The sequence below is a fragment of the Acinetobacter sp. YH12152 genome (assembly GCF_013418285.1).
Classification (GTDB): Bacteria; Pseudomonadota; Gammaproteobacteria; order Pseudomonadales; family Moraxellaceae; genus Acinetobacter; species Acinetobacter amyesii.
Map to the genome: position 1 here is coordinate 17,689 of NZ_VPCH01000036.1, position 24,163 is coordinate 41,851.

Annotated in this window: 22 protein-coding genes; 12 read left to right on the plus strand and 10 right to left on the minus strand. The window is 39.6% G+C overall.

Going from position 1 to position 24,163, the window contains the following annotated elements; translation table 11 throughout:
• Window positions 1-4: 4 nt before the first annotated feature.
• Window positions 5-544 (minus strand): DUF962 domain-containing protein, encoded by a 540-nt coding sequence (locus FTU83_RS11785; protein ID WP_180106665.1) that lies wholly within the window; start codon window positions 542-544, stop codon window positions 5-7.
• Between the two features lie 100 nt (window positions 545-644).
• Between FTU83_RS11785 and FTU83_RS11790 the strand changes: the two genes are divergently transcribed.
• Window positions 645-1,352: a Crp/Fnr family transcriptional regulator gene (locus tag FTU83_RS11790; RefSeq protein WP_180022558.1), complete on the plus strand. Its 708-nt coding sequence runs from the start codon at window positions 645-647 to the stop codon at window positions 1,350-1,352.
• 96 nt (window positions 1,353-1,448) lie between these two features.
• On the opposite strand, the gene FTU83_RS11795 is transcribed toward FTU83_RS11790, so the two are convergent.
• Complete coding sequence (locus tag FTU83_RS11795; protein WP_180133541.1) at window positions 1,449-1,607, minus strand: hypothetical protein; 159 nt, start codon at window positions 1,605-1,607, stop codon at window positions 1,449-1,451.
• A 432-nt stretch (window positions 1,608-2,039) separates the two neighbouring features.
• The gene (locus FTU83_RS11800; RefSeq protein WP_180004110.1) at window positions 2,040-2,519 is read right to left on the minus strand and encodes a hypothetical protein; all 480 of its coding nucleotides are present in this window, start codon (window positions 2,517-2,519) and stop codon (window positions 2,040-2,042) included.
• A gap of 103 nt (window positions 2,520-2,622) precedes the next feature.
• Between FTU83_RS11800 and FTU83_RS11805 the strand changes: the two genes are divergently transcribed.
• From FTU83_RS11805 to dapC, 5 genes are all read left to right on the plus strand, one after another.
• The gene (locus FTU83_RS11805; RefSeq protein WP_078194362.1) at window positions 2,623-3,375 is read left to right on the plus strand and encodes an AzlC family ABC transporter permease; all 753 of its coding nucleotides are present in this window, start codon (window positions 2,623-2,625) and stop codon (window positions 3,373-3,375) included.
• Entirely contained in the window at window positions 3,372-3,719 is a 348-nt protein-coding gene (ygaH, locus tag FTU83_RS11810) for an L-valine transporter subunit YgaH (protein WP_078189050.1), read from the plus strand. The genes FTU83_RS11805 and ygaH overlap by 4 nt, the downstream gene beginning before the upstream one ends.
• Before the next feature lie 908 nt (window positions 3,720-4,627).
• Window positions 4,628-5,833, plus strand: coding sequence for a formate-dependent phosphoribosylglycinamide formyltransferase (gene purT / locus FTU83_RS11815; protein WP_180106663.1), 1,206 nt, complete (start codon window positions 4,628-4,630; stop codon window positions 5,831-5,833).
• Window positions 5,834-5,862: 29 nt separating this feature from the next.
• The gene (gene glnD / locus FTU83_RS11820; protein WP_180009460.1) at window positions 5,863-8,529 is read left to right on the plus strand and encodes a [protein-PII] uridylyltransferase; all 2,667 of its coding nucleotides are present in this window, start codon (window positions 5,863-5,865) and stop codon (window positions 8,527-8,529) included.
• 23 nt (window positions 8,530-8,552) lie between these two features.
• Entirely contained in the window at window positions 8,553-9,722 is a 1,170-nt protein-coding gene (dapC, locus tag FTU83_RS11825) for a succinyldiaminopimelate transaminase (protein ID WP_180106661.1), read from the plus strand.
• 365 nt (window positions 9,723-10,087) lie between these two features.
• Here dapC and FTU83_RS11830 read toward each other — a convergent pair whose 3' ends face one another.
• From FTU83_RS11830 to msrB, 3 genes are all read right to left on the minus strand, one after another.
• On the minus strand, window positions 10,088-10,609 hold the full coding sequence (locus FTU83_RS11830; protein WP_180124331.1) for an energy transducer TonB: 522 nt from the start codon (window positions 10,607-10,609) through the stop codon (window positions 10,088-10,090).
• Between the two features lie 103 nt (window positions 10,610-10,712).
• Window positions 10,713-11,201: a glutathione peroxidase gene (locus FTU83_RS11835; RefSeq protein ID WP_078194370.1), complete on the minus strand. Its 489-nt coding sequence runs from the start codon at window positions 11,199-11,201 to the stop codon at window positions 10,713-10,715.
• A complete protein-coding gene (msrB, locus tag FTU83_RS11840) occupies window positions 11,198-11,617 on the minus strand; it encodes a peptide-methionine (R)-S-oxide reductase MsrB (protein WP_078189058.1) in 420 nt (139 codons plus the stop codon). Before msrB ends, FTU83_RS11835 begins: the two co-directional genes overlap by 4 nt.
• Before the next feature lie 228 nt (window positions 11,618-11,845).
• Here msrB and FTU83_RS11845 point away from each other — a divergent pair, with 228 nt between their 5' ends.
• Both FTU83_RS11845 and FTU83_RS11850 read left to right on the plus strand, forming a co-directional pair.
• Window positions 11,846-13,276 carry a pyridoxal phosphate-dependent aminotransferase gene (locus tag FTU83_RS11845; RefSeq protein ID WP_078189059.1) on the plus strand — a complete coding sequence of 477 codons (1,431 nt, stop codon included), beginning with the start codon at window positions 11,846-11,848 and terminating at the stop codon, window positions 13,274-13,276.
• Between the two features lie 233 nt (window positions 13,277-13,509).
• Entirely contained in the window at window positions 13,510-14,685 is a 1,176-nt protein-coding gene (locus FTU83_RS11850; protein WP_180106657.1) for a YbfB/YjiJ family MFS transporter, read from the plus strand.
• A 317-nt stretch (window positions 14,686-15,002) separates the two neighbouring features.
• Here the strand turns inward: FTU83_RS11850 and FTU83_RS11855 are convergent, their stop codons facing one another.
• Both FTU83_RS11855 and icd read right to left on the minus strand, forming a co-directional pair.
• Entirely contained in the window at window positions 15,003-15,155 is a 153-nt protein-coding gene (locus FTU83_RS11855; RefSeq protein WP_180106655.1) for a hypothetical protein, read from the minus strand.
• 406 nt (window positions 15,156-15,561) lie between these two features.
• Entirely contained in the window at window positions 15,562-16,815 is a 1,254-nt protein-coding gene (icd, locus tag FTU83_RS11860) for an NADP-dependent isocitrate dehydrogenase (protein ID WP_180004095.1), read from the minus strand.
• 189 nt (window positions 16,816-17,004) lie between these two features.
• On the opposite strand from icd, the gene FTU83_RS11865 reads away from it, so the two are divergent.
• A complete protein-coding gene (locus FTU83_RS11865) occupies window positions 17,005-17,793 on the plus strand; it encodes an rRNA large subunit pseudouridine synthase E (RefSeq protein ID WP_180106653.1) in 789 nt (262 codons plus the stop codon).
• Window positions 17,794-17,876: 83 nt separating this feature from the next.
• On the opposite strand, the gene FTU83_RS17705 is transcribed toward FTU83_RS11865, so the two are convergent.
• Both FTU83_RS17705 and FTU83_RS11875 read right to left on the minus strand, forming a co-directional pair.
• Window positions 17,877-18,440, minus strand: coding sequence for a hypothetical protein (locus FTU83_RS17705; RefSeq protein ID WP_257223497.1), 564 nt, complete (start codon window positions 18,438-18,440; stop codon window positions 17,877-17,879).
• A 255-nt stretch (window positions 18,441-18,695) separates the two neighbouring features.
• Complete coding sequence (locus FTU83_RS11875; RefSeq protein ID WP_180106651.1) at window positions 18,696-20,399, minus strand: M61 family metallopeptidase; 1,704 nt, start codon at window positions 20,397-20,399, stop codon at window positions 18,696-18,698.
• 180 nt (window positions 20,400-20,579) lie between these two features.
• Between FTU83_RS11875 and FTU83_RS11880 the strand changes: the two genes are divergently transcribed.
• From FTU83_RS11880 to FTU83_RS11890, 3 genes are all read left to right on the plus strand, one after another.
• Window positions 20,580-21,893, plus strand: a complete 1,314-nt coding sequence (locus FTU83_RS11880) for a D-alanyl-D-alanine carboxypeptidase PBP6B (RefSeq protein WP_306669656.1) — start codon at window positions 20,580-20,582, stop codon at window positions 21,891-21,893.
• A 103-nt stretch (window positions 21,894-21,996) separates the two neighbouring features.
• The gene (locus tag FTU83_RS11885; RefSeq protein WP_180106647.1) at window positions 21,997-23,298 is read left to right on the plus strand and encodes an NAD(P)/FAD-dependent oxidoreductase; all 1,302 of its coding nucleotides are present in this window, start codon (window positions 21,997-21,999) and stop codon (window positions 23,296-23,298) included.
• A 135-nt stretch (window positions 23,299-23,433) separates the two neighbouring features.
• Window positions 23,434-23,916 carry a peptidylprolyl isomerase gene (locus FTU83_RS11890; RefSeq protein WP_078194383.1) on the plus strand — a complete coding sequence of 161 codons (483 nt, stop codon included), beginning with the start codon at window positions 23,434-23,436 and terminating at the stop codon, window positions 23,914-23,916.
• Window positions 23,917-24,163: the final 247 nt, after the last annotated feature.

Genomic DNA, 24,163 nt, shown 5'->3' on the forward strand with positions numbered 1-24,163 from the left:
TCATTTATGGGTGAGCAATATGTAATGCTTTTGCATCCATCTCTGCACGCTGTCTTCTTCCTTCTGTCAACATGCGTTGTTCAAGCTCTTTACGAAAGCCGAGTAGAAACACAAACTCAGCTAGAACAAATAAAGGCCCTATTGCCAAGCCAATAACATCATCCATAAACGCAGGCTTTTTCTTTTCATAATAATGACCGATAAATTGGATGATCCAACCCACAACAAAGATCCCCACACTCCAGATCAACCATGACATAAGGCTCATTTTTGCGATCATTAAGGCTAAGGGATATGTGACGGCAAACACCAAAAGCATAATCAAACCGAAAATTTTATCTAAACTCAGGTAATAAATGACACTGGCAATAATCAACAACAATGCAAGGGTCAGTTCAAAACCTGAAATCATTAGCCCTGCTCGTGCGGTTAGACACATAATCGAAAATACAATAAGCGGAATACCCACAAAATGCGTCAGCACATTTTTTCGATCTAAATGATATGCTGCATATTGGCTTAACAGTCTTTCAAGTTTGCTCATTAACTTACTCCTTGTTCATTCACTCATTTCACTATATAAAAAATGCATCAATAAAGTTGTCATCTAATAGACAAGTTGGACCATAAAATAAGGATATGCTGTGCTGGACGCTCAATATGTGCATCAACTCAATAAAAATGTGTGGTATTCAGGCTTAAATCTTTCCTTCCAAGACTTTATCTGCCGCCATGCCCTGACTTTAACTTTCGAAAAATACGCACGTGTTTTTTTATCAGGACAGCGTTTTAATGGTATGTATGCAGTCTTAGATGGCGCAGTTCGCTTAGGCTATATTGATATTCATGGCAAAGAAGCTATTGCCGCCATTGCTGAGCCAATTATGTGGTTTGGCGAAATATCCTTGGTTGACCAATTACCACGCTCTCACGATGCCATCTGTATCAAAAAATCCACCTTATTACACTTACCGGCTCAAGCAATTCAGCAATTATTACAACAACATCCTGAGTTTTGGTTTCATATTGCCCAGCTCACCAGTCAAAAACTTCGCTATGCCTTTATGGAACTCATTGCCTTACAAACGCAAAGTTTAAGTCAACGTCTCGCACAGCGTCTGCTGTTTATTTTAAATGGATATGGAAATCATTTGGAAATTGAGCAACACACCATACACATCTCACAGGAACAACTTGCGCAACTGATGAATTGCTCAAGACAATCAGTCAATCAGGAGCTTCAGCAGTTGGAAAAAATGCAGGTGCTTCGTGTTGCGTTTAAACAAATTGAAATTTTAGATCTAGCGCAGTTACATCAGATTGCTCATGCACTTCCTGTGCATGATGTCTGACATTTGTGATTTAAATAAGTGCATTTAATTGCACCAGAATGATTCTTTATAGTTATTTTGCTTTTATTTGTAGCACTTCGCTTTATCGAATTTTGATCAAGACAATAATTGGCAAACATTTACACTGTCAAAACCATTTGTACATGCTGCAACTTCTTGAGTTGATGCTTCTGATTTATCTTCAGTCGCTGCTTGTACATTGACTGCTGTAGTCAAAACAGCCAAAACCGATAACATCATTAATGTTTTTTTCATCTTAATCACCTATTCAACGTCTTTAATTTAATTTACATACTTCATCTTTTACGCATTTATTTTTACATATTTTATCAAATACTGATAATTTTAATTTTTTATCACATTATCTATACTTCGTATTATTAATATTTTAAAGATATTAATTAAAGAGAAGGACAGACGACTGGCGTTCTAAAATGGGGAGTTTTTAACAATAAATTCTTCTCAAAAGATATTTTTACAATTCATTATCAATGCTTTATCTATTTAAATTCAAAAAATAAACATGCAAATTTGAAACTAAGCTCAACGCAAAGACAGCAGTCTGATTTATTTTTTATATGAAATAGCGATACTTTTAGGAGAAATTATCAATCATCTATTATAGATTTATTCTTGTTTTTTGATACTTTCCAAAAAAAGCAGTGAAAATTCACTGCTATGATCGAGTTAAACGCCTACTTTTTTCGGATCGGTATTTCCGAGTTCAGGGTTTTCAATCGCACCTTTGCATTGATTTTTATCACGCTCATAATCTGCTTGCTTTTGTGCAACAGTCGAACTCTGATCAATACTTTCACGTGCCCAAATTTCCAGACTTGTTAAAGCTTTACGACACAGTGCATATTTACCTTCAGTCACAGAATCGGTCATTTTGACATTGATACGCCATTCGGTACTCAATTTACGCGCTGGAATACGAACTTTCTCTTCCATCTGATCGACTTGCTTTGCATAAACAATCGGATCGACTTCATTGATAAACGCCCAAGCTTTGGCAGCATACTCCGTTGCATCATTGGTTAATTTAGGTGCTGCTTTAATTTCGACTTGAGCTTGTTCAGCTCCATCATTACCACAGGCCTGCAACAACACCGTGCTGCTCAATAATGAAACAATCAGTATCCCACGCATCTTTAACCTCTGCATATCCGGCTCATTTCAGCAAACATATTCGGCAATATGCTAGTGAATTCGAGTACAATACTCAATCATCATTTGACCTGTTGTTCAACTCTTTCAAAGGTGTGTCGTGTCTGAGCACAAACTTCCTACAGTTCAGCCTGCGGGTTTTTGGCAAGGTGCTAAAGATAGTCAAGCCATTATCTTTACCTATCTTCCTGTTTCTTTTGCATTTGGGGTTTCTGCGACTCAATTTGGTTTCACTGCGTGGGAAGCCTTATTTTTATCATGCTCCATGTATGCAGGTGCCAGTCAGTTTCTCGTCGTTGCTTTACTTGGAAGTGGAACATCTATTTGGATGACTGCTCTTACTGTAATTGCTCTCGATATACGCCATTTGCTCTACGGTCCTGCTTTACAAAACCTGATTCAAGACCGACTCAATTTAAAGAAAACGGCAGTTTGGGCTTGGGGTTTAACCGACGAAGTTTTTGCATCAGGTATGATTAAACTGTCGCAACGTCGTCAAGAATGGTCAGAATCTTGGATGTTAGGACTCAGCTTATTTAGTTGGCTGTCATGGGCAACAGGCTCATTTTTAGGCGGTTTATTTGCCGATCAAGTCAGCAACCTTCCACAATTTTTACAAGCCGCACTCGACTTCCTGCTGCCTGCATTGTTTTTAAGCTTTTTACTTGCCGCATTTGAGAAAAAACATACATTTGTGGTCACGGTTACAATTATTGTTTCTGCGATTGCCTGCTACTTTATCGACTTGTCTGCTGCGATTTTTATCGGTATTTCTTCTGGTATTTTTGCCGGTTTATTCAAACATTATGTCTTAAAAAAACCTGATCCTGAACATATGGGTGAAGCATCATGAATCTAGAAATTATCCTGGTCGGGATCTTGGTCGGGATTGCGAATTTTGCATCACGGTTTGGGCCATTCTTTGTAATTCAGAAATTTCAGCAAGGTTCACAGCAGCGTGGTTCTTTATGGCTCAAAATCGCTTTGGGCTCGATTGGTATTGCCGCAATTAGTTCAATGTTGGTGGTTGCAACCTTACCGCCGCTGCTTGAAACTCCAAATAAAAGCTTTGCCATGTTAGTTGGATTTGCTGTGCTTGCAGGCTTGTATTTCAAGTTTAAAAAAATTGTCCCTGCTACACTGACTGCGGCACTGACTTACGGCTTAGTCTATACCTATATACCTTTTCATCTCTAAAGCTGAGTCAGCGACAATCCAAATAAAAACCTCAAGCACAAGCTTCTTCAGCCTGTGCCTTTTAATTAGCAATATTTATGAGATAGTCAACGCATAACATAAAAATCTAGCGAAACCCCATAGATGGCAAAGTACCATTGTATTCAAGGCAAAATTTATATTCATTCTAGACAACCATCTGAATTGAGTTGGGGACTGCAAAAGCCCATCGAAAGCGTATATTTGAATGCTTCATTCAAAGCCAGCTATTCAGTGCTAATTTCTGCGCTGTACATTGCCAATCTACAGATCAGATCCGCGCCATCTATATAGAGAAAAATCAACAAAAAATGATTGTGGGTTTATATAACTGCACACAGCAGATTCTGCACTTACATCCACGTCGCCTGATGTTTTCACACATATCGATGCCTCGTCTGTTCAGCAATTTTCTGCAGCTGATCGGCTTCTTATTGGTTTTTCTATTGTGCATTTTCAGCCTCAGTTCATGGCTCAATTCATCATTTCACCTTCTATCGGTAGCTGCAGACGCACTCTATTTCACTGCCATTTTAATTGGCTTAATATTGATTTTATGCATATGCGTCGCACCACTGCTCGGATTGCTGTACTGGCCCAATTTCCGCCAAACATCTATACAGCTTTGTGCGCTTCAATGTGCAAATTTGGATATTAAGCCATTCTCTGCATCTGTAAAAAATGCAGGTATATTTAAAGTGAATTTAAATAAAAACAACTAAATACCACTTTTTAAAGATTTTCACAGGTAAATAATTACACGAACGCATACCCATAAAGATATAAAAAAAATTGTTGGACAATATCATTTATTTATGTGAACACTCGCTTATCTCTCGAACAAGTTCTGCTATGCTTAAATTCCCATAAAATCAAGCATGGATGATTACATGAGCGTCACTATTGGTACTCCACTTCAGTCTTCAGCGTATAAAGTCTTACTGTTAGGTTCTGGTGAACTCGGTAAAGAAGTTGTGATTTCATTGCAACGTTTGGGTGTAGAAGTTCATGCTGCCGATCGTTATGACCATGCTCCTGCCATGCAAGTTGCACATTTTTCTCATACTTTAAATATGGCAGATCCCGAGGCACTTAAAGCCTTAATTTCTCAAGTTAAGCCTCATTTGATTGTCCCTGAAATTGAAGCCATTGCGACTCAAGTTTTGGTCGAGATTGAAGAACAAAAGATTGCCACTGTCATTCCTTCTGCAAAAGCTGTCAACCTGACGATGAACCGTGAAGGGATTCGCCGTCTAGCTGCCGAAGAGCTTGGACTCCCGACTTCAGCCTACCGATTTGCCAATACCCTTGAAGCGTTCCGTGCTGCATGCGATGACATTGGCTATCCAAACTTTGTTAAGCCTGTCATGTCGTCTTCGGGTAAAGGACAGTCACGTGTAAAAAGCTTTGATGAAGTCGATGCTGCTTGGGAATATGCACAAACAGGTGGACGTGTAAATCAAGGTACAGTGATTGTGGAATCACAAATTGACTTTGACTTTGAAATCACCCTGCTGACTGTTCGTGCAAAAAATGCAGAAACAGGTGAAATTGAAACATCATTTTGCGACCCGATTGGCCACCGCCAAGACGCTGGTGACTATGTAGAAAGTTGGCAGCCACAACTCATGACTGCTCTTGCTTTAGAGGAAGCCAAGCGTATTGCCAATAAAGTAACCATTGCATTAGGTGGATGTGGCATTTTTGGGGTGGAACTGTTTGTCAAAGGCGATAAAGTATGGTTTAGTGAGGTATCACCTCGTCCACACGATACAGGCCTTGTCACTCTTGCATCGCAATTCCAAAGCGAATTCGAACTGCATGCACGTGCCATTCTTGGTCTGCCTGTGAATACTGCTCGACACAGTACTGCTGCGAGCGCAGTCATCTATGCAGGCGTGGATGATACCAATTTATCATTTACTGGCTTAAATCTTGCTTTGGCTAATCCAGACACCGATTTACGCCTCTTTGGTAAACCAGAAGGCTTTAAACGTCGCCGTATGGGCGTAGCAACAGCACGTGCTGAAACCACAGATCACGCGCGTGAACTTGCTCAACATGCTGCACAACAAGTCAGTGTTCAACAAAACTAAGTTTGTAACACCTTAACGGACCACTGTTCATGATCAATACGCTTCCTCTGCTGAATTACATTAAAAGTAACCACGACATTCAGGCGATTAACCAATGGCGCTCAGATGTTGAAAATCAGCTACAGGAATGTTTTGAAAATGGACAGTCGATTCGTGATGTGATTTTGGCTCGATCAAACCTGATCGATGAAGCTTTAAAGTTCTTATGGACACATGCTGAACTCGACCAAACCGATCTCGGTTTGTTTGCCGTCGGCGGCTATGGTCGCCGTGAAATGCTGCCTTACTCCGACGTCGATATCATGATTTTGTCTGAAGATGAAATCAGCCCAGAACAAGAAAAACTCATCTCGAGCTTTATTTCAACACTTTGGGATGTTGGTAATTTCAAGCCGGGCATCAGTGTGCGTACCATTAATGATTGTGTTGCTCAAGCTACCAATGATTTAACCGTGGCAACAGCGCTGATCGAAGCACGTTTGATTGTGGGCAATGAACACCTAGCCAAATGGCCACGCCGTATCGTGTCACAGACATGGACGGATAAAACCTTCTATGATGCAAAAATGCAAGAGCAAGCCAAACGCTATGCTCAACATAACAATACTGAAAGCAACTTAGAACCCGATATTAAAAATGCTCCCGGTGGTATCCGTGATATCAACCAAATCGGTTGGATTGCTAAGCGTCATTTCCGTGTCAATCGCATCTATGACCTAGTACATTTAGGTTTTATTTCAGAGTTTGAACTGGGTGTTCTTGAAGAAACAGAAAGCTTTCTTTGGGAAATTCGCCATCATTTACATCGCTTAACCAAGCGCGACGAAAACCGCTTACTGTTTGATTATCAACGTGACATTGCCGCTAAATTTGGCTATCAGCGTGAAGAAGGCAAATCACCGAATTATCCAATCGAACAGTTCATGAAACGTTACTACCGTAGCGCTCAGCAAGTGACGACGTTAAATGAAATGCTCTTGGCTTATTTCAATGAATCGGTCATCACACCGCGCTTGCCTGACTATGAACGTAAAATTGAAGAGATCAATGCCAACTTCAAATTAGTCGATGGCAAATTGGCGGTGCAGCATCATAAAATTTTTTCTGAAAATCCAAGTGCTATTTTAGAAATTTTCTACCTCTTGGCGAATCGTCCAGAAATTGAAGGGATTCGTGCCCGAACTTTACGTCTATTGTCTCTTGCGGCAAAACGTATTGATCAAAACTTCCGTGACAATCCTGCACATCAAGCCTTATTTATGGCGATCATTCGCTCACCCTACCGTTTATATGACACCATGGTGGCGATGAAACGGTATGGTGTGCTCGGCAACTATATTCCTGCCTTTGGGCAAATCATGGGACTCATGCAATACGACTTGTTCCATATTTATACTGTCGATGCCCATACCCTATTATTACTACGTAATTTAAACCGTTTTAAAGAGCCTGAATTTGCTAAGGACTTCCCTGTCGTTAGCTCCGTATTCCAACGACTGGCGCGCCGTGACATTGTTTATTTAGCGGCAATTTTCCATGATATCGCCAAGGGTCGCGGCGGTGACCACAGTGAACTTGGTGCAGCAGATGCAATTAAATTCTGCCGTACCCATGGGTTTACTGAACGTGAATGCAACCTTGTCGCATGGTTGATTCAAAACCATCTATTGATGTCCGTTACTTCTCAGAAAAAAGACATTTCCGATCCAGATGTGGTGAAAGAATTTGCTGAGAAAATGGGCGATATGGAGCATCTCGACTATCTCTACACCTTGACAGTTGCTGATATCAACGCAACCAATCCGACACTTTGGAATACATGGCGTGCATCCCTCATGCGCCAACTGTATACACAAGCGCGTGATGTGATTCGTTCTGGTTTGGGTCGTCCTGTAGATTATCCAATGCTGATCGAAGACACTAAATTTGCGGCCAGTGAACTATTAGTCAACGATTTTTCGCTCTACGATGTAGAAACTGTTTGGCAAGAACTCGGTGATGAATATTTCCTGAAAGAATCTGCCGATGAAATCGCATGGCATACGCGCGCCATTTTAAAACATGGCAATAATGCAGAACCATTGGTGATGATGCGAGCACATCGCAAATTTGCACAAGATGCGGTACAGATCTTTATTTACACTCAAGATCAACCTAACTTGTTTGCGACCACAGTGGCTATTTTGGACAGAATGAATCTAGATGTTCAGGATGCTCGAATTATCACTGCATCCACTGCATTTAGTTTGGACACTTATGTTGTACTTGACCGTTTTGGCACTTTATTAACAGATCCTGAACGTGAGCAAACTGTTATTGAAGCACTCAAACAAGCCTTGAGCCAATCTGACAAGTATCCAGGCCTGATGCAACGTCGTATCCCACGTCAACTGCGTCATTTTGATATTGAAAATACCGTGAGTATTTCTTTCAATGAAGCACTTCAACAAAATATGGTTGAAATTGCGACACTTGACCATCCGGGCTTACTTGCTAAAGTTGGTGGTTTATTTATGATGCAAGGTCTAGATATTCACTCTGCGAAAATTGCAACGCTCGGTGAACGTGCTGAAGATATTTTCTATGTCACTAAAAAAGATGGCTCACCTATGAGTGATTCAGAAGCGGAAACGTTTGCTGCACAGTTAAAGTCAGCACTCGATGAAGCATCGAATCAGGTTTGTAGTCATCATTAACTTAAATTATCGGTATCCATTCCATGAACTCCAGTTTGTCATTATTGCACCCTTATCCATTTGAAAAGCTGAATAAGCTATTTCAAGATGTGAAACCAGCAGATTTACCTTTGATTCCACTATCGATTGGTGAACCAAAGCATCCTGCACCGGAGTTTGTGAAACAGGCCATTATTGATAATTTTCAGCACTTATCAACTTACCCAAACAGCAAGGGTTTACCTGAGCTTCGTACGAGCATTGCAAACTGGTTAACCCGTCGCTTTAAACTCAATAGCATCAGTGCAGATACCAACGTACTACCTGTGTCAGGTACGCGTGAAGCGATCTTCTCGTTTGTACAAGCTTTGATTAAACGTGAAGATGCCCCATATGTGGTGATGCCAAATCCGTTCTACCAAATCTATGAAGGCGCAACTTTACTTGCGGGTGCAAAACCTTACTTCATTAACTGTACAGAAGAAAATAACTACCTTGGCGACTTTGACGCTGTGCCAGCTGAAGTTTGGGAAAAAACCACTTTACTGTTTGTCTGCACACCGGGTAATCCTACAGGTGCGGTACTTTCTAAAGAACAGTTTAAAAAACTGATTGCACTGTCTGACCAATATAATTTTGTGATTGCATCTGATGAATGCTACTCAGAGCTTTGGTTTGATGAAGCACCTGTTGGTCTGCTTGAAGTCTGTGCTGAAATAGGCCGTGATGATTATAAGAACTGCGTGGTATTCCACTCACTGTCTAAGCGTTCTAACTTACCGGGTATGCGTTCTGGCTTTGTTGCAGGTGATGCTGCGCTTTTAAAACCTTATTTACAATATCGTACTTATCATGGCGCTGCGATGCCTGTTCAACACCAGTTAGCTTCAATTGCAGCTTGGGATGACGAAGCACACGTCGAAGAAAACCGCGTCCAGTACCGTGCAAAATTTGAATTATTCCAACGCGAACTGGGTCACCTACTACCATTACAAAAACCTGATGCAGGGTTCTACTACTGGTTAAAAGTCGATAATGATGAAACTTTTGCCAAAATGCTCATGGAAAAAGCACACGTTAAAGTGCTTCCAGGCCGTTATTTATCGCGTGATACAGCACAAGGTAATCCGGGCGAAAATCATGTGCGTTTAGCCCTTGTTGCCGATATTGCCCAATGTGAAGAAGTGATTCGTCGCTTAAAAGCAGTACTTTAATTGATTTAAAGCGTTTTGCTTAGAACAAAAAATGCCCCAGATTTGGGGCATTTTTATTTGAGTTATTTCTTAAACATCATTCAAAGAAAATCATCTAGCAATAATTACTTAGAAACAAGCATTGAGAAATCACTGAAAACCATTAGAAATCAAATGTAGCACTCAATTTAAATGTTCGAGGTTCTCTCACTGTTAAACGCTGTATGAAAAATAAGTATGGTCATAACGAATTGTTGTAAAGCGTATAGACAAACAGACACTGAAAGGTTTTAGTTAGTTGCAAAGTAATATCTTTCATTATCAATTAGATCCACCAGTAATAACAGATCATTTATGGAACTCAAAATTTGCCTTCTGCTATAAGCTTATTGAGGTGGATGAAGAGCAAATTCATGTTCAACGGTATAACTAAGTTTTTTATCAACCATCGGAATAGGTTCAAGTCGCGCAACTAATAAGGATTTTTGTACTTTTTGATCAAAGTTTTTAGAGCCTGAACTTGCAATGAGTTTTGAGCCACCAATATAGCCTGTTGCAGCAATCACTGTAAGCTGTAGTTTGACAGGTTGTTTATATGTTTTCATCTCAGACGCAGACAGCACATATTGCGGTGCATTTACCCAAGAAACGTCATACATTTTCGGTTTTACATGTGGATCAATTACATCTGCAACACGCGTAGGTTGGTATTCTTCTATAGGTGTTTTTAACAATTGCAATAATGCATTGACCTGAGCATCTGTCGTGCGGTCTAGATTGATAGCATCAACAGAAGTTTCTGCAGATTCAGAAGCATTCAAATTGCTATCTGCCCAAGCTGTACCCACACATACGGGTAAAAAAACCGTTAAAACACAAATTCGACGTTTAACCATCTGCTTAAACAATGTGATGACCTTCAAATAAAGAGCCGTCAGTATAAAACATCCAAAAAAAAATAAAGACGCTTTCGCGCCTTTATATCAACCTTAGTTTAGCCAATGATTCACATCATTTTGACTGAGCCAAAGCTTTTTCAATATCTTCATTCAAGGTTTCAGGCTTGGTCGTGGGTGCATAGCGGTTCAAGACCTGACCATTTTTCCCAATTAAAAACTTCGTAAAATTCCACTTAATGCCATTTCCCAATACACCTTTCGAGTTATTGGTTAAGTAACGGAAAATCACATGCGCTTCAGGGCCTTTTACATTCACTTTGGCAAACATCGGGAAAGATACGCCATAGTTTTTTTGACAAAACGCGCCAATTTGATCATTCGAACCCGGATCTTGTCCGCCAAATTGGTTGCATGGAAAACCTAAAACCTCAAAACCTTGATCTTTATACTGTTCGTAAATTTTCTCCAAACCTGCAAATTGAGGAGTGAACCCACATTTGCTGGCGGTATTTACAATTAATAAAACCTTACCTTCATAATCTGCAAAGGATTTATTACTTCCGTCCAGTAATTCTGCTTCAAACTGGTGAATAGTTGTCATGGATAAGTTTCCTCATCATTTTTTTCTTTTGTTTCTAATTCTAAGGATGCCGAATTAATACAATAACGTAATCCAGTCGGCTGTGGGCCATCAGCAAAAACATGCCCTAAATGTGCGTCACAATGATGACAAACAATTTCTGTCCTGACCATACCGTGTGTCGTATCTACATTTTCTTCCACCGCAGCAGGTTCAATCGGCTTATAAAAGCTCGGCCAACCACAACCGCTATCGTATTTTGTTTCAGAAGAAAAAAGCGGTTCCCCGCAACAACGGCATACATAAGTACCAGCTTGTTTAGTATTCCAATATTTTCCAGTGAAAGCTTGCTCCGTGCCTTTCTGACGCGTTATGCGAAACTCTTCTGGTGACAATTCTCTTTGCCATTCTCTTTCTGTTTTATTGAGTTTTCCCATGATGACGTCCCTTTATATCGTGGTATTTAAAATAGGATAATCCTATATTTACGTCATTCATTCTTAAATTTCTAGTCTTTATTCAACAATTTACAAAATCTATATAATGACCAAAAAAGCAAAAGGTAAGCAAATCTAAATCAATGGTAAGCAAAACACCAAATTAAATGCTTTTTTGTGAGCAACTTTAGTGATAATCTTAGCGCTACTCTTGCTCAGGATTAAAAAATGTCGCAGAAAAAGAGCGTAATTTTTAAAAATCTGCTGCCCGTGATCAAACAATATCAACAGGCAGGGTTTACGCATGAAAAAATAGTTGCTTTACTCAGAGATGAACATCATCTCGATTTAGTAACGACCGAGACATTTAAAAGCTATTTATACCGTTATGCAAAAGTGACCTCCACTCTTTCCGAGAATATAAAAATGCCGAATACGTTTAACACACCACGCGAAATTAAGAAATCGTCTAAGCTCGAGCATGTTTGCTACGACATTCGCGGACCAGTGTTGCGAGCGGCCAATGAGATGGAAGAGGCTGGCCATAAAATTATTAAATTAAATATTGGTAACCCTGCTCCTTTTGGTTTTGAAGCGCCTCAAGAAATTATTAACGACGTGGCACTCAACCTGCCAAATGCAATTGGTTATACCGACTCAAAAGGCATCTTCCCTGCGCGTAAAGCGATTTGTCAGTATTATCAACAAAAAGGTATCTTAAACATGCACGTGAATGACGTGTATGTTGGTAATGGCGTATCTGAACTGATCGTGATGGCAATGCAAGGCTTGCTCGACGATGGCGACGAAATGCTAGTGCCTATGCCAGATTATCCGCTTTGGACAGCAGCAGTTAACCTTTCTGGCGGTACAGCTATTCACTATAAATGTGATGAAGAAAACTTCTGGTATCCAGATATTGCCGACATGGAAAGTAAAATCACCCCGAATACCCGCGGTATCGTGGTGATTAACCCGAACAACCCAACAGGTGCGGTTTACCCACGTCATGTGCTTGAGCAAATTGTAGCTCTTGCGAAGAAATACGACTTAATTTTATTTGCTGATGAAATTTACGACAAGATCGTTTATGACGGTATTGAGCATGTTTCTGTTGCTTCATTGGCAGGTGATCAGCTGTGTATTTCTTTCAATGGCTTATCTAAAGCATATCGAATTGCAGGTTACCGTTCAGGCTGGATGGCAATTACAGGCGATAAATCACGCGCGCTAGACTACATTGAAGGTTTAGACATGCTCGCGTCGATGCGTCTGTGTGCCAACCACCAAGCGCAATATGCGATTCAAACAGCACTAGGTGGTTATCAATCAATTAATGATCTCATCCGTCCTGGCGGTCGTTTATATGAACAACGCAACATTGCTTGGGAAATGTTGAATGATATTCCGGGTGTGTCTTGTGTTAAACCAGAGGGTGCTATGTACTGCTTCCCTAAACTGGACCCTGAAATTTACCCAATTCAAGACGATGAGAAATTCATGTTGGATTTCCTCCGTGCTGAAAAAGTACTTTTGGTTCAAGGTACGGGCTTTAACTGGCCAACACCTGATCACTTCCGTGTGGTGTTCTTGCCTGCTGAAAATGAACTACGTGAAGCACTGACTCGTTTAGGTCGTTTCTTGGCGAAAATGCGTTAATTCATAAGTGCTTTAAAAATAAAAAAACCGTACGTGCTGTACGGTTTTTTTATTACTGTATCCTTAAATTTGATTTCTATACTGTACTCACACCACAGCTATCTTTTTGAATAGTTAAATTTTTAAGAATTAATTTTTAGCTTAGACCTTAGTCAAAACTTTAAGATCTGTTGATTTTTCTATAGCCTATTCATGTTATTTTTTAACCAATCATAAAAATACATGAGTACAGGATGTTCTCTAACAAAATTAAACTGAGCCTATTTCTCTGTCTAAGCATGTGCCTAGGCATCGGGATATTACGTTTTTCCTATACCGCACTCCTCCCTTCAACCCGTGAAGCATTTGGTTGGAGCCCAAGTTTTGCCAGCATCTTAGGCAGTGCCAATTTGCTCGGCTACTTGATCGGTGCATTTTGGGCCATGAAAGTACCCCAAAATAAAAGCATGGTGAATTATATCCAACTCGCAGCTATTGCAGGGACACTCAGTTTACTCAGTTGTGCATTTTCAGGTTTTTCAGAACTTTGGTATAGCACTTGGCGCGTTATTTCAGGGATCAGCGGCGGCTTACTAATGATCCTCTCCCCAAGTGTTGTGGCCCAATGTTCACAGCTTCAAGACCGCTTTAAAATCAACTTTATTGGTTTCAGTGGTATTGGCTTGGGGGTCTTAATGGCAACGCTATTTTTGCCTTACATCCAACAAATGCCGACAAAGTGGGCTTGGTTGATTTTATTTTCTTTTTCAAGCCTGATTTGTATGTTACTCAGCGTGCTTTTAAAAGGTTTTAAATCACAGCTCACAACATTCACCACGATTTCAGCTGCAGAACATAAAGTTGATGGGATATTCTATTGTCTCTTAATCGTGTATAGCACCAGTGCATTTGCTTACGTGCCCCATTCATTATTTTGGATTGACTATTTAACTCATACCCTACACCTCAGCTCGATCGGGATCAATTTCAATTGGATTTTATATGGTCTAGGAAGTGCTTTAGGAGCCTTTGCTGCTTACTGCCTAGCACAAAAACTGGGAAATATTAGCGCTCTTAAAATATTGTATAGCTGTTATGTCTTGGCGATTTTTATAGCGATTATTAATATCCATCCACTTTTTACTTTTTTATCTTCTTTTGCTACAGGTTTGCTCAATCCGGCAGTGGTTTTTCTCACCTCTTATACCATTTTGCAAATCTATGGTAGCGCCTATAAAAAGCTCTGGAGTATTGCAACCCTGTGCTTTGCATCTATTCAATTGATCGGTGGTTTAAGCTTTAGCTTTTTACAGCGAATTGGTATTGATTATTCACAGCAATTTATTTTAGCCGCATGCGTACTCTGCATTGGAACACTACAACTCTTTTGGTTTACTCGCACAGCAAAATTGAGCAAAAATACCGTCTAGGTCGATCACAAGACATTCAACTGCATCATCATTCACACATACAAAAGTCATGCATACAAAGAAAAGACCTATATAAATAGGTCTTTTCATTTTGATAAAGAGTGAATGGGCTAAGCTTTTTTCAGCTTTTTCTTTAATTTTTTCAGAGCAGAATTATGCTTTGAAATTTTGTTCAACCTCGCTTTAATTTCCTTTTTAAGTGATTTGGTTTTCTTAGACAAATTCATCTCCTTCTCGTCTACGTATAAAACTTAAATTTCGATCAATTAGAAAATCGTTTGACCAAATGAACTTTGACCCACAAAGTCTTTAGCCTATTAATGATGTTGTTGACGCTGATTTCGTTGATGTGGCTGTTGTTTCTGTTTCTTCTGGTCTTGTTGCTGTTGCTGTTGCTGTTGCTGTTGCTGATCATTTTGCTGCTGTTGTTGATCAGATTGTTGGTTTTGTTGATGCTGTTTACGAGACATTTCATTTCTCCTTTTTCATCACAAATATCGCAATGTACTGCTGCTAGGTGTACTTCTACTAAAGGACAACAACCAATGTACCGCTAATTTTCAAGGAACCAAGCCGATAAATGTTTCGAATTACGTCATTGTAAAATTTCTGGAGAATAATTAATTTGAAATCAATCCCCCTCTATTTTCTGCATTACCTAAGTTCACTCGAATAGTGTGGTTTTAAACTTTTGGTAACATGACAAGCATGCCAAACCATCTGATTGATTGCGTGAAGTCATCTTTTTATCTCGTATTTTTAAATGGCCTTGAGTAACCCTTTTTCTGTGTGTTTAATTAATTCCCATAAAAAAGGACTGAATCATTCAGTCCTTTTTTCACCTAGCATTTTTTACACTTAGATTGGCAAATAAACTCAGTCCATATGCTCAATGATGGCTTGTCCAAACTCCGAACAACGTAATAGTTTTGCACCTTGCATGAGTCGTTCAAAATCATAGGTCACCGTTTTGGCTTCAATGGCACCTGCGATCCCTTTAATAATTAGATCTGCCGCTTCAGTCCAGCCCATATTTCGCAGCATCATTTCTGCAGACAGAATAATAGACCCAGGGTTTACTTTGTCTTGACCCGCATATTTAGGTGCAGTGCCATGTGTCGCTTCATAAACTTGTACCGCGCCACCAATATTGGCACCCGGTGCAATACCAATGCCGCCAACTTCAGCCGCCAAAGCATCTGAAATATAGTCACCGTTTAAATTTAGGGTAGCAATGACTGAATAATCGGTCGGACGCATGAGAATCTGCTGTAAAAAAGCGTCCGCGATCGCATCTTTAATCACGATTTCTTTGCCCGTTTTTGGATTTTTTATTTTGACCCAAGGACCACCATCTAGCAATTCACCACCAAAGCGCTCAAGTGCGACTTCATAACCCCACTCTTTAAACGCCCCTTCGGTATATTTCATGATATTACCTTTGTGCACCAAAGTGACATTCGGCTTATCATTATCAATGGCGAATTGAATAGCTTTACGTACCAAACGCTGAGAACCTTCTTTAGATACAGGCTTAATCCCGATACCGCAATTTTCCTCAAAGCGAATCTTAGTGACACCCATTTCCTCTTTAAGAAATTTGATCATTTTCTTGGCTTCAGGCGAATCTGCTTTCCATTCGATCCCTGCGTAAATATCTTCTGAGTTCTCTCGGAAGATCACCATGTCTGTACGTTCAGGATGCTGAACAGGTGAAGGAACGCCCTTAAACCAACGTACTGGGCGCACACAGACGTAGAGATCTAATTCTTGACGTAGTGCAACATTTAGCGAACGAATGCCACCACCGACAGGCGTCGTTAACGGCCCTTTAATTGAAACCACAAATTCGCGTAAAGCCTCAAAGGTTTCTTCGGGCATATAGGTGCCATAAATTTTATTGGCTTTTTCACCACAATAGACTTCCATCCATTCTATGGCACGTTTTCCACCATAAGCTTTTTGTACTGCGGCATTCACCACGGTTTTCATCACGGGCGTGATATCAACACCTATACCATCGCCTTCAATAAACGGAATAATTGGATTATTGGGAACATTGAATGATAAGTCTGAATTTACTGTAATTTTTGTCCCATCCACTGGAACGACGATCTTCTGATAACCCATTTTTATGATCCTCCCTGAGAAGCGAGTGAAAAAATAATTGCTGTTTGATAAGACTTTTAATTGCGCTTCACGCATAATACTCTAAAGCAAATCTACCTTTTTTGAGATTTAGATGGGAAATAGCTGCATTTCCCTATTGAATAAATCTTAACCAATTTGAATTATTGTAATTAATAGAAGTTATTTCCTATGAAAATCGTCATCTTAAACAAGCCATATGACGTGCTCTCCCAATTCCGTAAAGACGAAGCGCATATGACCATATCTGACTTCGTGGACGATCCTAGTCTACGTATTGCAGGTCGTTTAGATATGGACTCTGAAGGTTTGGTATTTTTAACTGATCATGGTGGTTTAAATCAGTACATTACCAACCCTGAAAATAAAAAGTTCAAAACCTACTTAGTACAAGTCGATGGTGAGATCACAGAAGAAGCACTTGAGCAATTACGTAAAGGCGTTGAGCTGAAAGATGGTATGACTTTGCCAGCCAAAGCCCTCAAAGTACAACAACCAGAATGGTTATGGGAACGTGATCCTCCTGTACGTTTCCGTGCAAACATTCCAACCTCTTGGGTTGAAATCCAAATTTGTGAAGGCCGTAACCGCCAAGTTCGTCGTATGACTTCAGCAGTGGGTTTCCCAACTTTACGTTTAATTCGTACACGTATTGGTGCAATTGATTTAGTTCAATTGGCTTTAGAGCCAGGTGAAACCAAAGAAATTGAACCTTTACTTTACCCTGACTTTCAAAATGTACCTGCTGAAGAACCTTACCGTTCACGCTCTTATGTGAAAAAACCAGGCGGTACAGGTGGTAAGCCAATGGTTCGTAAGAATAAAGATGGCTCAGTGAAAAAGTCTGGTACAAAACGTATCTGGCAAATGGATGAGAGCGAAAAACCTAAACGCCGTACCAATGGTACAACTCGTCCGAATACCAAAGCTCCACGTGGCCGCGGTCGTAATGGGCGTTGATATTATTTCTTAAAAATCAGTTTGAAAAAAAGCTTACGCCAGTGAGCTTTTTTTTCAATAAATATGTATCTTTGAAGCATAATTTATACAACTTTACTTGCTACTAACGAATCTCTCAGTGATGGCTTTAATACTTGAACCTCACCTGTTTCATGTCTTAATATTCTATATGAATAAATATTTTCAGTTTCTAATCCGTAAATATTCTGAAATCTCATCTTAAATTTAAAATCCAAATCATTGATTTTTGCTGATAAAAAATCATTAGTATAAGTGTCATTCAAACAATCTAGCCTTAATTTAAATTCAATAGACTCATCAACTAATATTTTCATTTCACGCTGATAAATTGTGTCATCCAAAGTCATTAATAAAACAATTCTTGATTCATTAATTCTCGAATAAACACTAAAAATTAATGAGCATAACTTTTCAGGCTTATTAGTTAATAGATCTCTAATATCAACAATTTCTAATTTTGGAGTGCATAATTCTAAGTAAGGTTGGCATGAATTATGATTCATTCTCAATTGTTCTGACTGTAGCTGAGCAAGATACCCTTGCTGTTTAACGCTCTCCTTCATCTCATCAATTTGCAATTGAAGCGCTCTTTCTTGCTGTTCCAAAGCTTTGGTATTTTGATCCAACTGTTTACCTTGTTGTATATACCCATAATCAGCCAAAAGAATGCAATTGGCGCAAAAATGCCTGCAAGAGCATCTCCTAATTCATTTAAAGATGATGGAGATTCTAAACCTCCAAAAAACCAAACAATAATAATTACAGTCAACCAAATGCCTGTAATAGCAATACCCCAATTTAAACTTTTTTGATTCATCTTTTACTAATAAAAAACCCATACCTAAGTATGGGTTTTACATGAAAATTAAATACTTATCAAATTAAGCTTTTAACCACTTCTCAGCTTTAGCCTGATCTTCAACTTTAAGTTCAACTTCCGTCAATTCTGAACCTGCCGCTTCTACTTCAAAGCTCATCAACTCATCACGGCGGAATGCCAGTACGGTATAAGTTCCATCTTGCTTGGCATATTTTTCTGCCAATTTAACTGTCGCTTTTAGACCATCAATTGCAATAATCACATCATTTGCAGACAAGCCAGTTTTTGCCGCCGCACCGTCACGGCGAGCAGACTGAACCAACACACCTTCAGGCTTATCAGCCAGTTTTAAACCAAATGGCAATGATTTGTCATTTTTGAGTGTATAGCTTAAGCCAAACTCAGGGAACAACTGATCTAACGGCAATTCATCTGTAGTATTAATCAAGTGATTGATTTGTTCTAACCAATCATCACCTGTTAATTCATTACATAAATTGAAAATAGTCCGTTCATTGACTTGAATGCCATTTTGCGCATTTTCATATAGCTTACGCATTAAGGCATCAAGGCTAGAACCGCGCAGGCGTAAGCCTAGATCTAAACACAATGCAACGAGGCAACCTTTGTTGTAGTAACTTGTACCTGCGTTATTTGAGTTTTCATCCTGACGGTAGAATTTCACCCATGCATCAAAGCTTGATTCAGCCACAGTTTGAATCTCACGACCCGGATTTTGCAAATAGCGATCTATTTGTGCTTTTAAAAGCTTGATATAAGAATCCTGATTGATCACACCGCTACGCAGCAAGATCAAATCATCATAATACGATGTAAAACCTTCAAAAATCCAAAGCAAAGAGGTATAGCCTTCTTTGTTGAGGTCATAATTCACAAAGTTTTCTGGACGGATAAATTTTACCAACCATGAGTGGAAATATTCATGGCTGCATAACCCTAAGAAACGTTGATAATCTGCCGATGGTTCTACAGGTTCATTGGCTTTTGGCAAATCATCACGTGGGCTAATTAAACTCGTACTGTTTGGATGCTCTAAACCACCATAGCTATTGGCCGTTGCCATGGTCATAAAGGTATAGTCTTTAAATGGCGCCGAACCAAACATTGAAATTTCAGTCGAACAAATTTTTTCGATGTCTTGCTGCATACGCTGCGCGTTCATAGCATGTTTGCCCGACACCACAAACTCATGCGGAATGCCGTTGGCTTCAAAACTAAAACGGGTTTGTTCCGCCAGTTCAAACGGTGCATCAATTAACTGAGCATAGTTATCTGCATATAAGGTATAACGACCTTTCACTAAACTTTTTGACTTTAATCCAGTCGCAAGTTGGAAATGCTTTAACTCGGGTGGCAAGAAAACTTCAACCTCAATGGCTGTATCTTCTTGGTCAACTAAACCTAAACATGCGCAAGCTGGATTGACATATAAACGGCTTTGATCGACATAAGCACCACGGACCGATAAATCGAAGGCATATACATCATATTCAACCGTGATCAACTCATGATCTGTATTGAATAAACGCCATTTATTTTTTTCAAATTTCTCAATTTGTAACAAACGCCCATCTTCATCATATGCTCGAACGGCTTCGATATGCTTCGAAAATTCACGGATTAAGTAACTTCCGGGAATCCAAGTAGGCAACGAAAGCACCTGTGTAGGATTTGCCAAGAAACGTGCAGTGACATGGACTAGATGCTGACGATAATCGTCAAATTCGATTTGATAATGCAACATAATGGGCGATATAAAATAAATAAAAGATAACTTATCAATTAGATTAACATTTTTTACAACTGAATGCGGAACTGTCGCAATTGTCTACAATAATGACTAGTCAGCAGAAAAAAAAAGGCATAGCATGCCTAAAAATTTTTTCGTTTTACCACCAACGGAATGGTTGGTTAAGGAACCTCATTGAAACACATGATTTACCTCATCGCGCTGCTTAGTTTTCTATGCTCCACGATAGCAAATGCTGCCCTTTTAAATATTGTCCCTGAAACCGTTGAAGCTGAAGCTTGGACCATTTTAGACCCTCAGTCGGGTCAGGTGATTGCAGAACATAATAGCCATGTTCAGCGTGCCCCTGCTTCACTTACCAAAATGATGGTGGCTTATATTGCTTTAAAGGAAATTAAAGCAGGTCATTTAAAGAAAAATGAAATCTTAACCGCAACCCCAGTCGTACAAGTGGTTCAATGGGATGAATCACAAATGTATCTCAAAGCAGGTGAACAAATTTCAGTTGATCAGCTTTTAGCAGGTCTTGTGGTCATGTCAGCCAATGATGCCGCAGTGACTTTAGCTGAACGCATTTCTGGTGATATTCCAAAATTTATTGAACGCATGAACAAAGAAGCTAAAGCTTTGGGCATGAATGACACCAATTTTCAAAATCCAGCCGGTATTACCATGCCAGAACATTATTCATCGGCGGCTGACCTTGCACGTTTAGGGCAAGCACTGGTGACTGACACACCTGACTATTTGTATTATTCAAAACAACAAAGTTTTAGTTATAACCAACGCTTCCACCGTGCAACCAATATCTTATTAAAACAAGATCCCACCGTTGATGGCTTAAAAACAGGTTTTACTAAAGCTGCAGGTTATAACTTAGCTTTAACAGCCAACCGTTTGATCGCGAATCCTGACGCGCCAGAACGTCGTTTGATTGTTGTAGTATTAGGGGCAAAAAGTGGATTAAAACGTGCAGAAGTAGCACACAACCTCATGAACTTGGCTTATACCTATACACGTAATGAAGTTGCAATCAAAGATAAGCAATTAATTGCAGAATTACCTGTGGTTAAATCAACCTTGAAAATGTTTAAGGTAGAAACTCAACAACCTAAGCTGATTACTACTTCACTTTATGATCAAGCTTATGCCATCGATTTAAAAGCTTTTGACCCTACACAGCAACGTATTCTTTTAAATACAGGCAATGGCCAAATTCAAGCCATTGAACCACTTCATGAAACACAGACTAAACTGAGTGTTGAAGTAAATGAAAAAGAACTCACTGCGCCTTTGGCTGAAGTGATGAAATTAGCCACCGTTACGGTTTATCAAAATAACCAATTGATTAATACCTTTGATATTGAAGATGACGTGCAAATTGAAGAAGCCAATATTTTTGAGCGTTTCATGATGTGGATCAAAGGTCTTTTTAGCATCTTTAATACGGATTCAGCAGAAGTTAAAACCTACCCTTTAGGTCAATGATGTGATTATGTAACTTGTAAGACAATTCGTTATTCGTGCAAAAAAGAAGATGGCATACTCGTGCCATCTTCTTTTTTTCAACAATAATAAAATAGGTAATTCAATGAATAACGCTGATGACTCCAAGTTACACCATATTGTCATTGTCGGTGGTGGTGCCGGTGGTTTAGAACTGGTCACCCAACTCGGTGATTTACTCGGTAAAAAAAAGAAAGCGCGCATTACCCTCGTAGATATGAAACTCATGCATGTCTGGAAACCCCTTTTACATGAAATTGCCGCAGGGACGATGTCGGTTAGTGAAGAAGAAATTAACTACTATGCACATGCTGCGAAGCATCATTATGAATTTGTCTTGGCTAAGTTTGAAAATGTTCAGCCTGCTGAAAAAACCATTCAGCTCAGCAAAGTCCAACAAGGTAAATATGAATCCACTCAAGAACAACTGCAACTGAGTTATGACACCCTTGTTCTTGCTTTAGGCTCAGTTTCCAACGATTTCAACACGCCGGGCGTGTATGAACATTGCCACTATTTGGACAGCCTGCAACAAGCTGAAATCTTCCAACAAGATCTCTTACAGTTATATTTGGATGCCCAAAATAGCAATACAGCACGTGAGTTGAAAATTGCCATAATTGGCGCAGGTGCTACGGGGGTTGAACTTTCAGCAGAATTAGTTGAAGCCAAACATAATTTTTATAAATATGGTTTAAATAAAATTCATCCTCAAAGCGTACAGATCAATTTGATTGAAGGTGCTGATCGGATTCTGCCTGCACTCCCTGAAAAAATGGCCGAGCATGCACAGCAGCAATTACAACGCATGAAAATTGAGGTCTTAACCTCTAAACGTGTGGAAAAAGTCGATGCTGAACATGTTTATTTTAATGATGGAAGCAAAATTAAAGCCGAACTAAAAGTTTGGGCGGCAGGCATTAAAACACCAGAAGTAATTTCTAAACTTGAAGGCTTTGAAAAAGACCGCATGGGGCGTTTAAGTGTATATGCAACACTACAAACTAAGGCACACCCAGATATTTTCGCCTTTGGTGATTGTGCACATTGCCAACCGCGTGCAGATGAGCCTGTCCTCGGCCCACGCGCTCAAGTGGCCAGCCAACAAGCGTCATTTCTCGTGGATTGTTTAAAGGCGCGTATCCGTGGTCAACAACTCCCAATGTTCGTATTTTCAGACAAAGGCTCCCTAGTCTCATTAAGCAAGCATAAAGCGGTTGGTGAACTTTTAGGTCAGGTCAATGTTCAAGGCTTTGTTGCCAAATCAATGTACGTTTCACTTTATCGAATGCATCAAGCCACAATTTACGGCTACGCACATGCAGGACTATTAACGGCTAAAGATTTTGTTACACGAAAAATTGCGCCTAAAATTAAATTGCATTGAAATTTACAGATTTGCCCCGATTAATGAAAAAATCATCATAAACATTTAAAAATTGCATTTTTTGATAAATTTAGTCTACAAAAGTGCAATTTCACTTTATGATGTAACCCTTAAAAAATTGAATGGATCAATAACATGACTGCTATTGCAAATAACTCTGTGGTTTCTTTCCACTACACATTGACTAATGCAGAGGGTGAAACTCTCGACCAATCTCAAGGTGAGCCACTAGCATATTTGCACGGCGCTGGTAACATCATTCCAGGTCTTGAAAAAGCTCTTTTAGGCAAAACAGTTGGTGAAAAATTCACTGTAACTGTACCTGCTGCCGAAGGTTATGGCGAATACAACCCTGATCTCGTTCAAGAAGTTCCTGCTCAAATGTTCCAAGGCGTGGATAACATCCAACCAGGTATGCAATTCCAAGCTCAAACTGATGACGGCGTACAAATCGTGACAGTTAAAGCGGTTGAAGGCGACAACGTTGTTGTTGATGCGAACTTTCCACTTGCTGGTCAAGATTTAACTTTCGAAGTTGAAATCGTTGAAATCCGTGAGGCTTCTGCTGAAGAACTTGAACACGGTCACGTACACGGTGCAGGCGGTCACCACCACTAAGATCTTCTGATCTCAAGTGCAAAAGGCAAAGTTTTTACTTTGCCTTTTTTATTGCGCCTGATATAGGTATGCCATATAAGAACTTTTCAAACTATTAAATACAAAAAAGCAGGCCACGGCCCACTGCTGTCCCACAATTTTTCACAAGAGGAAGCTCATTTGAGCTTCCTCTTGTTTTATGGGTATTTTATCGGGTGAAAATAAAGCTTTTAAAGTTCTTCTTTCAAACAAATTCACTTGAATTATT